This is a genomic window from Sphingomonas sp. 67-41 (genome assembly GCF_001899725.1).
Classification (GTDB): domain Bacteria; phylum Pseudomonadota; class Alphaproteobacteria; order Sphingomonadales; family Sphingomonadaceae; genus Sphingomonas; species Sphingomonas leidyi.
In genome coordinates this window covers 316,923-329,389 of sequence record NZ_MKWJ01000001.1, presented here as the reverse complement: position 1 = coordinate 329,389, position 12,467 = coordinate 316,923, and the positions used below count along the sequence as shown (strand labels likewise).

The following is a 12,467-nucleotide window of genomic DNA, read 5'->3' as shown; positions in this document are numbered from 1 at the left end:
ATGTCCATTGAGAGGGTCATTTCCCCATCCAACCAACCAGCCCGATACTGGGCCCCGGCCTTTGCCGGGGAGCCGCAAGGAACACAGAGCGCAGTTAGATCTGCATCCGCATGATGTCGGAATAGGCGTTCACCACTCGGTCGCGCACGGCCACCATGGTGTCGAGCGCGGTCTCGGCGGCGCCGATCGCGGTGACCACGTCGATCAGGTCGCCCTTGCCGGCGACCTGCTGGGCCGATGTCTTTTCGGCGGTGCGCAGCTGGTCCGCGGTGCCGGTGACCATGTCCTCCACCATCGCGCCGAAGCCGCCGGCGCTGCCGCCGGTCTTTACAGGATCCGTCTTGCTGTTGCCGCCAAGGCCGGCGACGCGGCCATAGGCCGACATCGCATCAAGTGCGCCGATGGACATTCCGAATATCCTTTACTTGAGGAGGTCGATGGTGCGCATCGTCAGGCTCTTGGCGGCCTCGATGGCATTGAGATTGGCTTCGTAGCTGCGCTGCGCCGCCTTCATGTCGGCCGTCTCGATCAGGCCGTTGACGTTGGGCTTCATGACATAGCCGTCCTTGTCCGCGGCCGGATGGCCGGGCTGATAGACCTTCACGAAGTCCGACTTGTCGTTCTCGATCGCCTTGACCTTGACGCCCAGGCCGCCGGTCGAGCGGTCGACCTCGGACTGGAAGCTGGCGACGCGGCGGCGATAGGGATTGCCGCCCGGCGTATCCGACACCGAGTCCTGGTTCGCCAGGTTTTCCGCGATGACGCGCATGCGCAGCGATTGCGCGCGCAGGCCCGAGGCGGAGATGCCGAGCGAGGTCTTGAGGTCCATGATCGTCCTTCCAAGCAGGCCCGACGGGCCGTTTCCTCCATTGTAGGCAAAAATTGCCGGGGCGGGCGCCGAGCGCGGAAAAAAGGTTCCTATAAGTCCTCCTGAAAGGAACACGCATGTCAGTGCTCGACGGAATTATGGTCGATATGTCGATCGTGCTGGGCTCGGCCAATGTGCCGATCCGCCAGGTCCTGCAGATGAGCCGCGGCGCGATGATCCCGCTGGAAAGCAGCCAGGACGATCCCTCGCTCGTATATGTGAACGACGAGCTCGTCGCGAAGGGCGTGGTCCTGGTCGATGGCGAAGTGATGTCGCTCGAAATCACCGAACTCGTGAAGAAGCAGCGCAACTGATGGACATCCTGTCGACGCTGCGCACGCTGGGTGCGCTCGGGATGGTGCTCGGCATGCTCGCCGGCGCGCTGTGGTTCGTGAAGCGCTATGATCTGAAGCTGCCCGGCCGCGTGACCAGCACGCGCCGCAAGCGGATCGAGATCGTCGAGCGCCTGTCGGTCGACGGCAAGCGCTCGGTGGCGCTGATCCGCCGCGACGGGATGGAGCATCTCGTGATGTTCGGCCCCGAGGGGCAGGCGACCATCGAGAGCGGCATCGTCGCGCCCGAGCCGTCTGTGCCCGAGCCGGCCGCGGAGCCCATGCCGGCGGCCAACCTCGCCGAGGATATCGCCGCGCTCGGTGCCAATTTCGCCCGGCTGGTCGATCTTCCCAGGCTGGCCGAGCTGCCCCGGGCCGTTGCCGCCCGGGCCGCGACTGCCGCCGCCGCGCGCAATGCCCATCCGCCGCGCGCGCCGAAGCGCGTCCGCGAGCAGCGCAACACCACGCGGTGGAACCGCGCCGCGGTGCGGGCCGCGCTCGATGCATAGGCTGCTCGCGGCGGCCCTTGCCGCCCTGATCCTCATGCCGGCCGAGGCCTATGCCCAAGCCAAGGGCACGACGATCAACATCGGCGGCGCGGACGGCGCGCTCTCGGCCAAGGCGATCCAGCTGGTGCTGATGCTGACGGTGCTCAGCCTGGCCCCGGGCCTGCTGATGACCGTGACCAGCTTCACGCGCATGGTGGTGGCGCTCTCGTTGCTGCGCACCGGCATCGGCGCGCAAGGCGTGCCGCCCAATCCGGTGATCATCAGCCTGGCGCTGTTCCTGAGCTTCTTCGTGATGGCGCCCACCTTCGAGAAGGCATGGAGCCAGGGCGTCGACCCCTATACCAAGGGCAGGATCACCGAGAGCCAGGCCTTCGAGCGGACGGCCGAGCCCTTCCGCAAGTTCATGCTCGGCCAGGTGCGCGACAGCGATCTCAAGCTGTTCGCCGACCTGGGGGGCAAGAAGATCCAGAACCGCGCCGAGACGCCGCTGACCACGCTGGCGCCGGCCTTCATGATCTCGGAGCTGCGGCGCGCCTTCGAGATCGGTTTCCTGCTGCTGCTGCCGTTCCTGGTGATCGACCTGGCGGTGTCGGCGGTGCTGATGGCGATGGGCATGATGATGCTGCCGCCACCCACGATATCCCTGCCGATGAAGATCATCTTCTTCGTGCTGGTGGATGGCTGGGCGCTGGTCGCCGGATCGCTGGTCAAGAGCTTCGCCCAGTAGCGAAGCCGTCAGGGACGGGGGAGGGGGCGGATGCCGGGGGGCGTCCGCCCCTATCTGCTTGTGGACCCGAATGGCGGCGGTTAGCTTCGCGCATGAATCGCCGGAGAGGCTGCCTCGTCACGCTCGTCGTCCTGGCTGTTCTGGCGGCCCTGGCGATCCCGGTGCTGCTGGCGCGCTGGCCCTGGCCCATTTCCGATCCGGTGAGGCTGAAGGCGATCGAGGCCGAAGCCCAGACCTTGATGGCAACGCATCCGGCGAGACCCCCGGTACATTATGCCCGCGTGCCGGAGAGCCAATTGCCGCCTGTCATCGCGAGCCTGCATCCCGAACGGGTCACGGTGCACGAATGGGGCGTCGACATCGTCATCAAGCCCTATTTCGATGGCGGTTGGGGATATCATGTCGCCCGGAGCCGGCGCGATCTGCCGATGTTCGACGGATGCTATTCGGAAGTCGGCCACGGCGTATTCTGGCACGGTCCCTGCTAATTCCGGGACGGCCCCTGCCAACGCGCCCGGCGCGGCTCCGCCGTTCTTCCGCCAGGGCGATGTCGGTCGTGTCGAAGCGTCTCGCGCTGCCGTGACGGGCGGTCAGCCCCGTGCGGCGGGGCTGTCCAGCCAGGCCGAGAGTTCGGCATAGGAAATGGGGTCGTGGAAGGCGACGCCGGTGAACTCCTCGTTGCTCCAGCGCGTGGTGCAGCGGCGCGAGGGCAGGCCAGGAATCATCAGGATCACTTCGGTGTCGTCGCGCAGCGGCCGTTGCAGGCGCAGGCAGGCGCCGCCCTGCGAGAGGTCGGCGACGACCACGTCGATCGGGCGGCCGAACGAGCTGATCCGCGCGGGGATGTCGGCGGCGAAGCGCGGCGAGCGCGGGCGCACCGTGGCTGCCTCGGGCTGGGGCTTGCCGAGAATGGCGTTCACGTCGGCGGGCGTATCGAACCGCACGCCGGCGCGGCCTCCCCCGGTCCAGGCGATCGCGCCGTTCAACAGCGCGCCGCCACGCAGCTCGACGGTGATCCGCATATCGGGCAGCAGCGACGCGATCGTATCGATCTGCATGCCGCGTTCGGAGAGGTTGCGCACCCGGCAAAGCTGGCCGGGATTGCCCTCATGGCGCAGCTTGCCGACAAGGAGCGTAGCCACCGTCCGCGGCGCGCGTTCGATCCACTCGTCGCGGTTCTCGCTTGCGATGGCGGCGTTGGGTTCCACTATGTCCTCGGCGAAATTGCGTGACCTCTGTTTTTTATAGGGGGATCGCCGGCCGGGGTGGTCCGACTTGACGCAAAATACGTATTTTACGCAGGGGTCGCCTGGGTGATCGCCACCTTGCGCACCACGCCGGCGCCGAACGCTTCCGGAGCGGAGGCTTCCACGATCTTGCGGAACTGCTCGAGACTGGGCAGCAGCCCGTCCTTGCCGGCCGCCATCGGCGTCCTGAAGGTGCGCATGTTGATCGCATGCAGCAGCAGCGGCAGCCGCTTGGCCACCTCGCCGGACTTGTCGCGGGGCACTTCGAGGTTGAACTGGAACTGGACATAGCCGGTGAGCCGCCCGTCTTCGGGCGAGACCAGCGGCGCGAGCAGCTTGTCCACCTGGACGAACGCGGTCTCGACTTCCGCCTGGGCGGGGGCCGTGGCGGCGTGGGCGGGGCGGGGGCCCAGCACCACCAGCGTGCCGAACGCGGCGGCGCCCCCCAGGCCGAGCCCGGAGAGCAGCACGATGGCCAGGAACAGGATCTTCTTCATGGCGGCGACACTCAGAACTTGAAGCTGCTGTCGGTCGGAAGCGAGGGTGCCTCGGCCTTCAGGACGATGGTGATGCGGCGGTTCTCCGCCCGGTCGGGCTGGTCGGGGAAGACCGGACGCGTGCCGCCCATGGCGACGACCTCGGCAAGGCGATCCGGCGTCATGCCCGAAGCGATCATCGCCTGGCGCGCGGCGAGCGCGCGCGCGCCCGACAGCTGCCAGTTCGCATCGCTCTGGCCGCCGCCGGTCGCGTCGGTATGGCCCTCGATCGCGATCTGCCCGCCCGCCTGGGCAAGCTTGGCCGCGGTCTTGGCGAGCAGCGCGCGCGCGAAGGGATTGAGCTCGGCGGTGCCGGGGCGGAACATCGATTGCTTGTCGGTGTCCATCAGCGTGATCCGCATGCCCGCGCGCTCCGGCTCGATCGCCACGTTCTTGCGCGCCTGGTCCTGCGGCACGGCGTCGAGCGCGATCTGCAGCTCGCTGGCGAGCACGCGCATCGAGGTGTCGGGCACATCGGCGGTGCCGCCGCGCGCCGCGCCGTTGGTGGCGGCCTCGGAAGTCGGCGTGCCGTTCGCGCGGCTGCTGTCGTTCGACGAGCGGCGCGCCTGGCCGCCCGCGCCCTCGGACGTGCCCATTACCGGCGTCGAAGGCGAGGTGTCCGAGATGGTCGGCGAGAAATAGGCGGCAAGGCCCTTCAGCCGCTGCTTGTCCGGATTGGCGATCAGCCACAGCAGCATGAAGAAGGCCATCATCGCGGTGACAAAGTCGGCGTACGCAACCTTCCAGGCGCCGCCATGATGGCCGGCCGCGACCTTCTTGACCCGCTTGATGACGATCGGGCGATCATTGGCGCCGGGCGCAGGCATGGTCAGGCGCCCCCGAGCGCGTCGCGCATGCGCTGCTGCACTGCGCCCAGGCGGATATGGCCGATCGCCGAGAGCGAATCCTCGCCGCGCGCGATCCGCTCGAGCAGGTTCACGCACTCGTCGGCATGCTGGATGAGATAGTCGAAGTCCTGGAGCTGCTCGAGGTAGGAGCTGGCGAAATGCGCGTCGCCGACAAGCACTTCGGCAAGCGCCTCCAGCTTGGCGCGCATCTCGCGGATCTCGCCGGCGATCACATTGTGCAGCGTCGCCGAGAAGGGATCGAAGCCGGAGATCGCCCGTGCGGGGGGGAGCTGCGCGGGAACGGGCATGCAGGACATCAGAACAGCTCCAGATCGCCGCCGGAGGTCGGGGCGTGAACGGGGACCGGCGGGCGCTCGGGCACGCGGTCCGTAACCTTGACGCAGCGGCTGCGGCCTTCATGGGGAAGGAACTCGATCTTGCGGGCGCTGGTGCCCCCCAGATCGGTATGCCCCACCGCGATCCCCTCGGTCTCCATGAAGCGGCGGGCGAAGTCGGCGTTCGAGGAACCGATAGAACCCAGCCCCGAGACGATGTTGGCACCCCCGTAGAGATGCGCCATCAGCCGGCCGCGCACCGCGCCCTTCTGCATCATCGCGTTGATCAGCAGCTCCATCGCATGCACGCCGTAGCGCGCCATTTCCGAGGCGCCCACGCGCTGGTCCGCGCCGGGCTCGCCTAGGAGGAAATGGTTCATGCCGCCGACCCGGGCGACCGGATCGAACAGGCATGCGGCGACGCAGCTGCCGAGCAGGGTGGAGACGACCACCCCGGGCTCGGCCACCACGGCATGCTCGCCCTGGACGATGGCGAGCCGGCGCATCAGGTGAGCTCGCCGAAGACGCGCTCGATCTTCTCCTTCAGCGCGGCCGGCGCGAACGGTTTCACGACATAGTTGTTCACGCCCAGCGCCGCGGCCTTCTGGACGATCTCCTTGTCCGACGAGCCGGTGAGCATGATGAACACCGTCTTGCCGATCACCGCATCGGTGCGCACCGCCTCCAGGAACTGGAGGCCGTCCATCTCCGGCATGTTGTAGTCGGAGATGATCAGATGCACGCGGTCGCTCTTGACCGCCGCCAGCGCCTCCTGGGCGCTCGGCTTGTCCCGCACGTCCTTGAACCCGAGATCCTGCAGCGCGCGACGGATCATCGCGCGCATGCTGGTCTGGTCGTCGACGACCATCACCTTGATCGCTGCAGCAGCAGGCATCAGACGCTCCCAATCTTCTCGCGGCAGGCCTTGAGGATCGCCTCAGGCATGCCAGACAAACCAACTTCTTGTTCCACCGCGCCCAGCTCCTTTGCCGAGCGCGGCATTCCCCAGACCACGCAGGTCTCCCTGCTCTGGCCCAGCGTGCGGGCACCGGCCTGGCGCATCGCCAGCATGCCCTGGGCGCCGTCGGCCCCCATGCCGGTGAGGATCACGCCGACCGCGGCTTTGCCGAGCGGCGCCACCGAGTTGAACAGCATGTCCACCGACGGCCGGTGGCCGGAGACCGGATCGCCGTCGCGCAGCCTGACATGGCCGCGGACGCCGCCGCGCAGCTCCATGTGGCGCTGCCCCCCAGGAGCAATATAGACGGTTCCCGGCAGCACCGGCGCGCCATCCGTAGCTTCCACCACATGCACCCGGCATTCGCCGTTCAGCCGCTCCGCGAAATTGTGCGTGAAGGCGGCCGGCATGTGCTGGACGACCAGCACCGGCGGGCAATTCTCGGGCAGGGCCGGCAGCAGCGAGAACAGCGCCTCGACGCCGCCGGTGGACGAGCCGATCGCGATGATCCGCTCGCCGACGCTGCCTGCCGCAAGCGCGGGCTGGGCGGGCAGGCGCTGCGGGCCGGCGCGGGCGACCGAGCGGGCGGCGGCCTTCACCTTCTCGCAGAGCAGCACCGCGTCGCGCTCGATGTCCTCGGGCGTGCCGCTGGGCTTGGTGACATAGTCGACCGCGCCCAGGCGGAGCGCCTCGATCGTCACTTCCGCCCCGCGCGCGGTCAGCGTCGAGCACATCACCACCGGCATCGGCCGAAGGCGCATGATCCGCTCGAGGAACGACAGCCCGTCCATCCCCGGCATCTCGACGTCGAGCGTCAGCACGTCGGGGTTGAGCGACTTGATCATCTCCCGCGCCGCGAAGGGCTCGGGCGCCATGCCGACGACTTCGATCGCCGGATCGACGGAAAGCATGCGGTTGAGCGTCGCGCGCATCGAGGCGCTGTCGTCGACGATCAGCGTACGTACGGGTGCCATCAATGCGCCTCCGGCTTCTGGTAGATGGTGTGCCCGCACGAGCGCATCTGGCTTGCCGCCGGGCCGATCAGCCGCTCGGAATGCCCGATGTACAGGTGGCCGCCGGGGGAGAGCTGGTTGACGAAACCCGCCTCCAGCTCTTCCTTCGCGGGATCGCCGAAATAGATCATCACGTTGCGGCAGAAGATCACGTCATAGGCGGCGCGGAGCGGCCAGGGCTCGAACAGGTTGAGCACCCTGGCCGTCACCAGCGCGCGCGCCTCGTCCGCCATCTGGAAGCCGCCCTGGACGGGCTTCATCCACTGGCTGCGCCAGGGCTCGGGCACCGCTTCGGCGACGCTGTCGGCATAGACGCCGCGCTTCACCGATTCCACCACATGGGGAGCGATGTCGGTCGCCAGCAGGCGGACATCGGCATTGCGCAGCCACGCGGCGGCCGCGCGGTCCGGCCCCAGCAGGCACATGGCGATGGTGTAGACTTCCTCGCCCGACGAGCAGCCCGCCGACCAGATCCGCACCGGGCCCTGCTTGCGCTTGAGCGCCGGCAGCACGGCCTCGCGAAAATGATCGAAGTGATGCGGCTCGCGGAAGAAATGCGTGTGATTGGTGGTCAGCGCCACCACCATCGCATGGCGTTCCGCCGGATCGCCCTGCACGAGCGCGACATAGTCGGAGAACCTGGCCAGGCCATGCTCGCGCAGCCGGCGCCCCAGGCGCGACTGGACGAGCGTGGTCTTCGCCGCGCTCAGTGCGATGCGCGCATCCTCGTGCATGATCGCGGCGATGGCAGCGAAGTCGCGGGGCGTGAGCTCCGCATTGCTGCCCGTCATGGCCGTGGCGACGCCGGCAGGCGCCAGGGCGCCCCCGGCGGCGGTCACGCTGCGATGTCCAGATGCTTGGTCAGGCTCAGCGCGTCGAGGTCGAGCAGCAGCACCATGGTGCCCTTCTCGTCCCGGGTGCCGTCCTTCTGGCGGGTCGCGATGCGCACCAGGCCGGCGATGACGCTCGGCTCGATCGTCTCGACCTCGGGGGCCGGCTGGATCTCGGTTTCGCCGATCGCGACGATGTCGTTGACTTCGTCGACCAGGAAGCCGGCCTGCTTGCCCGCGATATGGACGACGAGGATGCACGAGCGCGCATGGATCGCGCTCGGTTCCCAGCCCAGCCGCTCGGCCAGGCCGACGACAGGCACCACGTTGCCGCGCAGGTTGGTCACGCCCTTGATGAAGCCCGGGACGTTGGGAAGCGGCGTCGGCTCGTCCCATTCGCGGATCTCGATCAGCGCCCGCATGTCGATCCCGAAGGTCTGCTGGGCAAGCGAGAAGGTGACGATCTTGCGGTCGGTGCCGGCGTTGTCGTTGGTGGTGGTCATGCTGCCAGTCCTTTCGGGGTGAAGCGATTGGTGGAGGCGACGAGCGCCTCGATGTCGAGGATGAGCGCGATCGAGCCGTCGCCGAGGATGGTGGCGCCGCCCAGGCCGCGGATCGGATGGAGATTCTGGTCGAGGCTCTTGATCACCACTTCGCGGCGATCGTCGATGGTATCGACCACCAGGCCGACCTTGCCCGAGCCTTCGTTCTCGACGATCACGACCAGGCTGTCCTCGATCGCGCGGTCGTCGTTGAGGCCGAAGATCTCGGTGGCGCGCTTCACGGGGACATATTCGCCGCGCATGTCGATCACTTCGCTGTCGGGCGAGGTGCGCTTCACCTGGCCCGGCTCGGGCTGCACCGTCTCGAGCACATGCGCGAGCGGCAGCACGAAGCGCTGGCCGGCGAGGCGGACGATCATGCCGTCCAGGATCGCCAGGGTGAGCGGCAGGATCATCGTGAAGGTGGTGCCTTCGCCCGGAACCGAGTGGATCTCCACGCGGCCGCCCAGCGCCTCGACGTTCGAGCGGACCACGTCCATGCCGACGCCGCGGCCCGAGATGTTCGAGATCGTGTCGGCGGTCGAGAAGCCCGGCGCACAGATCAGCTGGTCGATCTCTTCGTTCGACAGCTGCGCGTCGCCGCTGATGATGCCTCTTTCGACGGCCTTGGCGCGAACCTTCTCGCGGTTGATGCCGCGGCCATCGTCCTGCACCCGCACGAAGATGCGGGCACCGCGCTGCTCGGCCGAGAGCTTGATCGTGCCCGCGGGGTTCTTGCCCGCGGCGATGCGCTCCTCGGCGCTTTCCAGACCATGGTCGGCAGCGTTGCGGATCATGTGCGTCAGCGGATCGCCGATCTTCTCGATCACGCCCTTGTCGACTTCGGTGGTCTCGCCCACCGTCTCGAGCAGGATCTGCTTGCCGGTCTCCACCGAAAGGTCGCGCAGCATGCGCGGCACGCGGCTGAAGGCCTGTTTGATCGGCTGCGCGCGCAGCGACATGACGTTGTCCTGGATCTGGCGCGTCAGGCGCGCCAGCTCCGGCAGCTCCACGCGCTGGCGATCGGCCGGCGACAGCCGGTCGGCCAGGATCGAGTTGCGGATCACCAGCTCGCCGACCAGGTTGAGCAGCAGGTCCAGCTTGCCCAGATCGACGCGGATCGTCTGTTGCGCCTCGCTGCCCGCCTTGGGGGCGATGGCGGGCGTCTCGACGCTGCCGATCGCGGGCGAGGCAGCGGCGATCGTCTCGACGACGCGCTGCATCTCCGCCGCGAAGTCCTCGATGCCGGCGGATACCGGCACGAAGCCGAATTCGTCGGCCGCCGGTGCGGCTTCGGCCAGGGGTGCGGCTGCCGCCTCGTCGCGGCGGACCTCGACGATCGAATCCGGGGCGACGAAATCGAAGCAATCGTTGATGTCGCCCTCAGCCACTTCGCCCGGAACGCGGAGCGTCCAGGTGAGATAGGCGTCCTCGGGGTCGAGATCGCGCAGCGGCGGCACCGTCGAGGTGTCGACCGCGACGACCTCTCCGCCCAGGCTCTCCAGCTCGCGGATGATCAGCAACGGCTCGCCGGCATTGGCCAGCGCGGCGCGCGACGGCTTGAAGGTGACGATCCAGGCGGCGTCGGCGGCCGGCAGCTCGGCGGGCGCGTCGAAATCGTCGAGCGAGACGGCCATGGGCACGAAGCCGAACGCGTCCGCTTCGCCGGCCGGCACCTCGGCGGCGGCGGCCGGCGCGGCGACGGGCCCGCCGTCATCGGCACCCTTGTTGGCGAGAACCTGCTCGAGCGTGGCCAGCGCGGCCTGGTCGGCCGGGCGGGGCGCCAGGCCCTTGGCGGATTCGACATGGTCGGTCAGGATGTCGAAGGCGCTCAGCATCACCTTGACCACGCCGGGGCTCGGCGGGATCTTGCCGCCGCGCACCTCGTCGAGGACGTTCTCGAACTTGTGCGCGAACGCAGTGAGATCGGCATGGCCGAACGCGCCGGCACCGCCCTTGATCGAATGGACCGCGCGGAACACGCCGGCGATCACCTCGGCCGACACGTCGCCCGCCTGCATGGCCGACAGCCCCTGCTCGGCGGTGGTCAGCCCCTCGGCGCATTCCTCGAAGAAGATCGCCTGGATATCGTCGAATTCGTCGCTCACGGGCACACGCGGCGGATGGCCGCCCCCAGCTTGGTCGCCTCGAACGGCTTGGTGATCCAGCCGGTGGCGCCGGCCTCACGGGCGCGCGCCTTCTTCTCGTCCGAGAATTCGGTCGACAGCACCAGGATCGGCGTGCCGCGGAAACCGGAGACCGCGCGCACCGCTTCGATCAACTCGAACCCGTCCATCTTGGGCATGTTGATGTCGGTGATCAGCAGGTCGGGCTGCACTTCGTGCATGCGCTCCAGCCCGTGCTCGCCGTCATTGGCGCTCTCGATGCGGAAGCCCTGCGCGGTCAGCGACGTCTTGAGCAGCATGCGCATGCTCGCCGAATCGTCGACGGTAAGGATCAACTTGCTCACTGGGCGTCTCCGGTCTCGAGGCCGATCGTCGCGGCCAGGTGGCAGCGCTGCACGCGATCGACGAATGCGGGGCTGGGATTGGCGATACGGAACTCCTGGCCGCCCGCGGCCGCCTCGGCGCGCGCGGCGACGAGCAGCTGGAGCACCGCCTGGCCGACGCTCTCGACCTCGGACGCGTCGATCTCGATCGCGTCGTCCAGGTCGGCGGCGAGCACCAGGCGCACGCGCAGGTCTTCGGCCGTGACGGTGGTACCGTGGACGGGAAGGCGCAGCGCGCGCTCCTCGGCGTCAGGCAGCGGCAGCGACTGGGACTGGTCCATTCTTGGCCTCGTCAAGTGCGGTTTCGAGTTGCTGGAAGCTCGGCGCATAGGCCGAGGGGGTCATGCGGCGGGCGATCTCGATCGCCACCTGGACCGGCTGGTTCTGGGCATAGGCGACGATCGCCGTCTTCACGATCGAATAGGGCTTGCCGTCGGCCTCGAGCGTCTCGAGCAGCTTGGCGGCGAGGGGACCGACCACGCAGTAGCTCAGCAACACGCCCAGGAAGGTGCCGACCAGCGCGCCGCCGATCATCGCGCCCAGGATCTCGGTCGGCTGGTCGATCGAGCCCATGGTCTTGATGACGCCGAGCACGGCGGCGACGATGCCGAGCGCGGGCAGGCCGTCGGCCATGATCTGCAGCGCGTGCTGCGGGCCGGCCTCTTCGTGGTGATGCTTCTCGATATCCGCGTCCATCGCGGCCTCGATCTGATGCGGATCCTCGAAGTTGACCGTCATCATGCGCAGATAGTCGCAGATGAACTCGACCAGGTGATGGTCCTTGAGCAGGCGCGGATAGGGCGTGAAGAGGTTGCTCTCCTCCGGCTGGTCCAGATGCGGCTCGAGCGCGGTGGCGCCCCCCTTCTTGAAGGTGGAGAGCACGGTGAACATCAAGGTGAGCAGGTCCTTATAGTCCTGCGCCTTCCACTTGCCGCCCTTGAACGCGCGCATGATGCCCGTGCCGGCCTTCTTGATCGTCGCCATCGAGTTGGCGACGATGAAGGCGCCGATCGCGGCGCCCGCGATCGCCATCATCTCGTGCGGCAGCGCATGCGCGATGATCTCGAACTTGCCGCCCGACATGATGAAGCTGCCGAAGACGCAGACGAGAATGATGATGAATCCGATGCCGTTGAGCATGGCGGTTCGCCCGATGTCCCTGTTGTTTCCAGAATTATAGGAAGGATTTGCCGGCCGGTGTTGCCGCGCCGGC

General features: G+C 68.0%; 19 protein-coding genes. 4 read left to right on the top strand and 15 right to left on the bottom strand.

Annotation, left to right across the window (positions count from 1 at the left end):
* Positions 1-94: 94 nt before the first annotated feature.
* A complete protein-coding gene (gene fliE, locus BGP17_RS01545) occupies positions 95-409 on the bottom strand; it encodes a flagellar hook-basal body complex protein FliE (RefSeq protein WP_286710788.1) in 315 nt (104 codons plus the stop codon).
* Positions 410-421: 12 nt separating this feature from the next.
* Entirely contained in the window at positions 422-829 is a 408-nt protein-coding gene (gene flgC, locus BGP17_RS01540; protein ID WP_167300864.1) for a flagellar basal body rod protein FlgC, read from the bottom strand.
* Between the two features lie 116 nt (positions 830-945).
* Between flgC and BGP17_RS01535 the strand changes: the two genes are divergently transcribed.
* The 4 genes from BGP17_RS01535 to BGP17_RS01520 all read left to right on the top strand — a co-directional run bounded on the left by BGP17_RS01535 (position 946) and on the right by BGP17_RS01520 (position 2,924).
* Positions 946-1,182: a FliM/FliN family flagellar motor switch protein gene (locus tag BGP17_RS01535; RefSeq protein ID WP_086130154.1), complete on the top strand. Its 237-nt coding sequence runs from the start codon at positions 946-948 to the stop codon at positions 1,180-1,182.
* Positions 1,182-1,709, top strand: a complete 528-nt coding sequence (locus BGP17_RS01530; RefSeq protein ID WP_167300863.1) for a flagellar biosynthetic protein FliO — start codon at positions 1,182-1,184, stop codon at positions 1,707-1,709. The genes BGP17_RS01535 and BGP17_RS01530 overlap by 1 nt, the downstream gene beginning before the upstream one ends.
* Positions 1,702-2,436: a flagellar type III secretion system pore protein FliP gene (fliP, locus tag BGP17_RS01525; protein ID WP_167300862.1), complete on the top strand. Its 735-nt coding sequence runs from the start codon at positions 1,702-1,704 to the stop codon at positions 2,434-2,436. Before BGP17_RS01530 ends, fliP begins: the two co-directional genes overlap by 8 nt.
* A 92-nt stretch (positions 2,437-2,528) precedes the next feature.
* Positions 2,529-2,924, top strand: coding sequence for a hypothetical protein (locus BGP17_RS01520; RefSeq protein WP_286710787.1), 396 nt, complete (start codon positions 2,529-2,531; stop codon positions 2,922-2,924).
* A gap of 102 nt (positions 2,925-3,026) precedes the next feature.
* Here the strand turns inward: BGP17_RS01520 and BGP17_RS01515 are convergent, their stop codons facing one another.
* From BGP17_RS01515 to motA, 13 genes are all read right to left on the bottom strand, one after another.
* The gene (locus BGP17_RS01515) at positions 3,027-3,644 is read right to left on the bottom strand and encodes a PilZ domain-containing protein (protein WP_286710786.1); all 618 of its coding nucleotides are present in this window, start codon (positions 3,642-3,644) and stop codon (positions 3,027-3,029) included.
* Between the two features lie 86 nt (positions 3,645-3,730).
* Positions 3,731-4,180, bottom strand: a complete 450-nt coding sequence (locus tag BGP17_RS01510; RefSeq protein WP_286710785.1) for a hypothetical protein — start codon at positions 4,178-4,180, stop codon at positions 3,731-3,733.
* A gap of 11 nt (positions 4,181-4,191) precedes the next feature.
* Complete coding sequence (locus BGP17_RS01505) at positions 4,192-5,046, bottom strand: flagellar motor protein MotB (protein ID WP_286710784.1); 855 nt, start codon at positions 5,044-5,046, stop codon at positions 4,192-4,194.
* 2 nt (positions 5,047-5,048) lie between these two features.
* Positions 5,049-5,384, bottom strand: coding sequence for a hypothetical protein (locus BGP17_RS01500; protein ID WP_167300857.1), 336 nt, complete (start codon positions 5,382-5,384; stop codon positions 5,049-5,051).
* A complete protein-coding gene (locus BGP17_RS01495) occupies positions 5,384-5,908 on the bottom strand; it encodes a chemotaxis protein CheD (RefSeq protein WP_286710783.1) in 525 nt (174 codons plus the stop codon). Before BGP17_RS01495 ends, BGP17_RS01500 begins: the two co-directional genes overlap by 1 nt.
* Positions 5,908-6,297 (bottom strand): response regulator, encoded by a 390-nt coding sequence (locus BGP17_RS01490; protein WP_179188181.1) that lies wholly within the window; start codon positions 6,295-6,297, stop codon positions 5,908-5,910. Before BGP17_RS01490 ends, BGP17_RS01495 begins: the two co-directional genes overlap by 1 nt.
* Entirely contained in the window at positions 6,297-7,334 is a 1,038-nt protein-coding gene (locus BGP17_RS01485) for a protein-glutamate methylesterase/protein-glutamine glutaminase (protein ID WP_167300855.1), read from the bottom strand. Before BGP17_RS01485 ends, BGP17_RS01490 begins: the two co-directional genes overlap by 1 nt.
* Positions 7,334-8,212: a CheR family methyltransferase gene (locus BGP17_RS01480; protein ID WP_286710782.1), complete on the bottom strand. Its 879-nt coding sequence runs from the start codon at positions 8,210-8,212 to the stop codon at positions 7,334-7,336. Before BGP17_RS01480 ends, BGP17_RS01485 begins: the two co-directional genes overlap by 1 nt.
* Positions 8,209-8,706, bottom strand: a complete 498-nt coding sequence (locus tag BGP17_RS01475; protein ID WP_086130164.1) for a chemotaxis protein CheW — start codon at positions 8,704-8,706, stop codon at positions 8,209-8,211. The genes BGP17_RS01480 and BGP17_RS01475 overlap by 4 nt, the downstream gene beginning before the upstream one ends.
* Positions 8,703-10,853, bottom strand: coding sequence for a chemotaxis protein CheA (locus BGP17_RS01470; RefSeq protein ID WP_286710781.1), 2,151 nt, complete (start codon positions 10,851-10,853; stop codon positions 8,703-8,705). Before BGP17_RS01470 ends, BGP17_RS01475 begins: the two co-directional genes overlap by 4 nt.
* Positions 10,850-11,215 (bottom strand): response regulator, encoded by a 366-nt coding sequence (locus BGP17_RS01465; protein ID WP_137863394.1) that lies wholly within the window; start codon positions 11,213-11,215, stop codon positions 10,850-10,852. Before BGP17_RS01465 ends, BGP17_RS01470 begins: the two co-directional genes overlap by 4 nt.
* Positions 11,212-11,535 carry an STAS domain-containing protein gene (locus BGP17_RS01460; RefSeq protein ID WP_086130166.1) on the bottom strand — a complete coding sequence of 108 codons (324 nt, stop codon included), beginning with the start codon at positions 11,533-11,535 and terminating at the stop codon, positions 11,212-11,214. The genes BGP17_RS01465 and BGP17_RS01460 overlap by 4 nt, the downstream gene beginning before the upstream one ends.
* Positions 11,504-12,394 (bottom strand): flagellar motor stator protein MotA, encoded by an 891-nt coding sequence (gene motA, locus BGP17_RS01455; RefSeq protein WP_167300852.1) that lies wholly within the window; start codon positions 12,392-12,394, stop codon positions 11,504-11,506. The genes BGP17_RS01460 and motA overlap by 32 nt, the downstream gene beginning before the upstream one ends.
* Between the last annotated feature and the right edge of the window lie 73 nt (positions 12,395-12,467).

What these genes read in the sequence shown, in the direction of transcription:
- fliE (WP_286710788.1), bottom strand. Translation starts at nt 409, where the DNA reads ATGTCCATCGGCGCACTTGATGCGATGTCGGCCTATGGCCGCGTCGCC.
- flgC (WP_167300864.1), bottom strand. Translation starts at nt 829, where the DNA reads ATGGACCTCAAGACCTCGCTCGGCATCTCCGCCTCGGGCCTGCGCGCG.
- BGP17_RS01535 (WP_086130154.1), top strand. Translation starts at nt 946, where the DNA reads ATGTCAGTGCTCGACGGAATTATGGTCGATATGTCGATCGTGCTGGGC.
- BGP17_RS01530 (WP_167300863.1), top strand. Translation starts at nt 1,182, where the DNA reads ATGGACATCCTGTCGACGCTGCGCACGCTGGGTGCGCTCGGGATGGTG.
- fliP (WP_167300862.1), top strand. Translation starts at nt 1,702, where the DNA reads ATGCATAGGCTGCTCGCGGCGGCCCTTGCCGCCCTGATCCTCATGCCG.
- BGP17_RS01520 (WP_286710787.1), top strand. Translation starts at nt 2,529, where the DNA reads ATGAATCGCCGGAGAGGCTGCCTCGTCACGCTCGTCGTCCTGGCTGTT.
- BGP17_RS01510 (WP_286710785.1), bottom strand. Translation starts at nt 4,180, where the DNA reads ATGAAGAAGATCCTGTTCCTGGCCATCGTGCTGCTCTCCGGGCTCGGC.
- BGP17_RS01505 (WP_286710784.1), bottom strand. Translation starts at nt 5,046, where the DNA reads ATGCCTGCGCCCGGCGCCAATGATCGCCCGATCGTCATCAAGCGGGTC.
- BGP17_RS01500 (WP_167300857.1), bottom strand. Translation starts at nt 5,384, where the DNA reads ATGTCCTGCATGCCCGTTCCCGCGCAGCTCCCCCCCGCACGGGCGATC.
- BGP17_RS01495 (WP_286710783.1), bottom strand. Translation starts at nt 5,908, where the DNA reads ATGCGCCGGCTCGCCATCGTCCAGGGCGAGCATGCCGTGGTGGCCGAG.
- BGP17_RS01490 (WP_179188181.1), bottom strand. Translation starts at nt 6,297, where the DNA reads ATGCCTGCTGCTGCAGCGATCAAGGTGATGGTCGTCGACGACCAGACC.
- BGP17_RS01485 (WP_167300855.1), bottom strand. Translation starts at nt 7,334, where the DNA reads ATGGCACCCGTACGTACGCTGATCGTCGACGACAGCGCCTCGATGCGC.
- BGP17_RS01475 (WP_086130164.1), bottom strand. Translation starts at nt 8,706, where the DNA reads ATGACCACCACCAACGACAACGCCGGCACCGACCGCAAGATCGTCACC.
- BGP17_RS01460 (WP_086130166.1), bottom strand. Translation starts at nt 11,535, where the DNA reads ATGGACCAGTCCCAGTCGCTGCCGCTGCCTGACGCCGAGGAGCGCGCG.
- motA (WP_167300852.1), bottom strand. Translation starts at nt 12,394, where the DNA reads ATGCTCAACGGCATCGGATTCATCATCATTCTCGTCTGCGTCTTCGGC.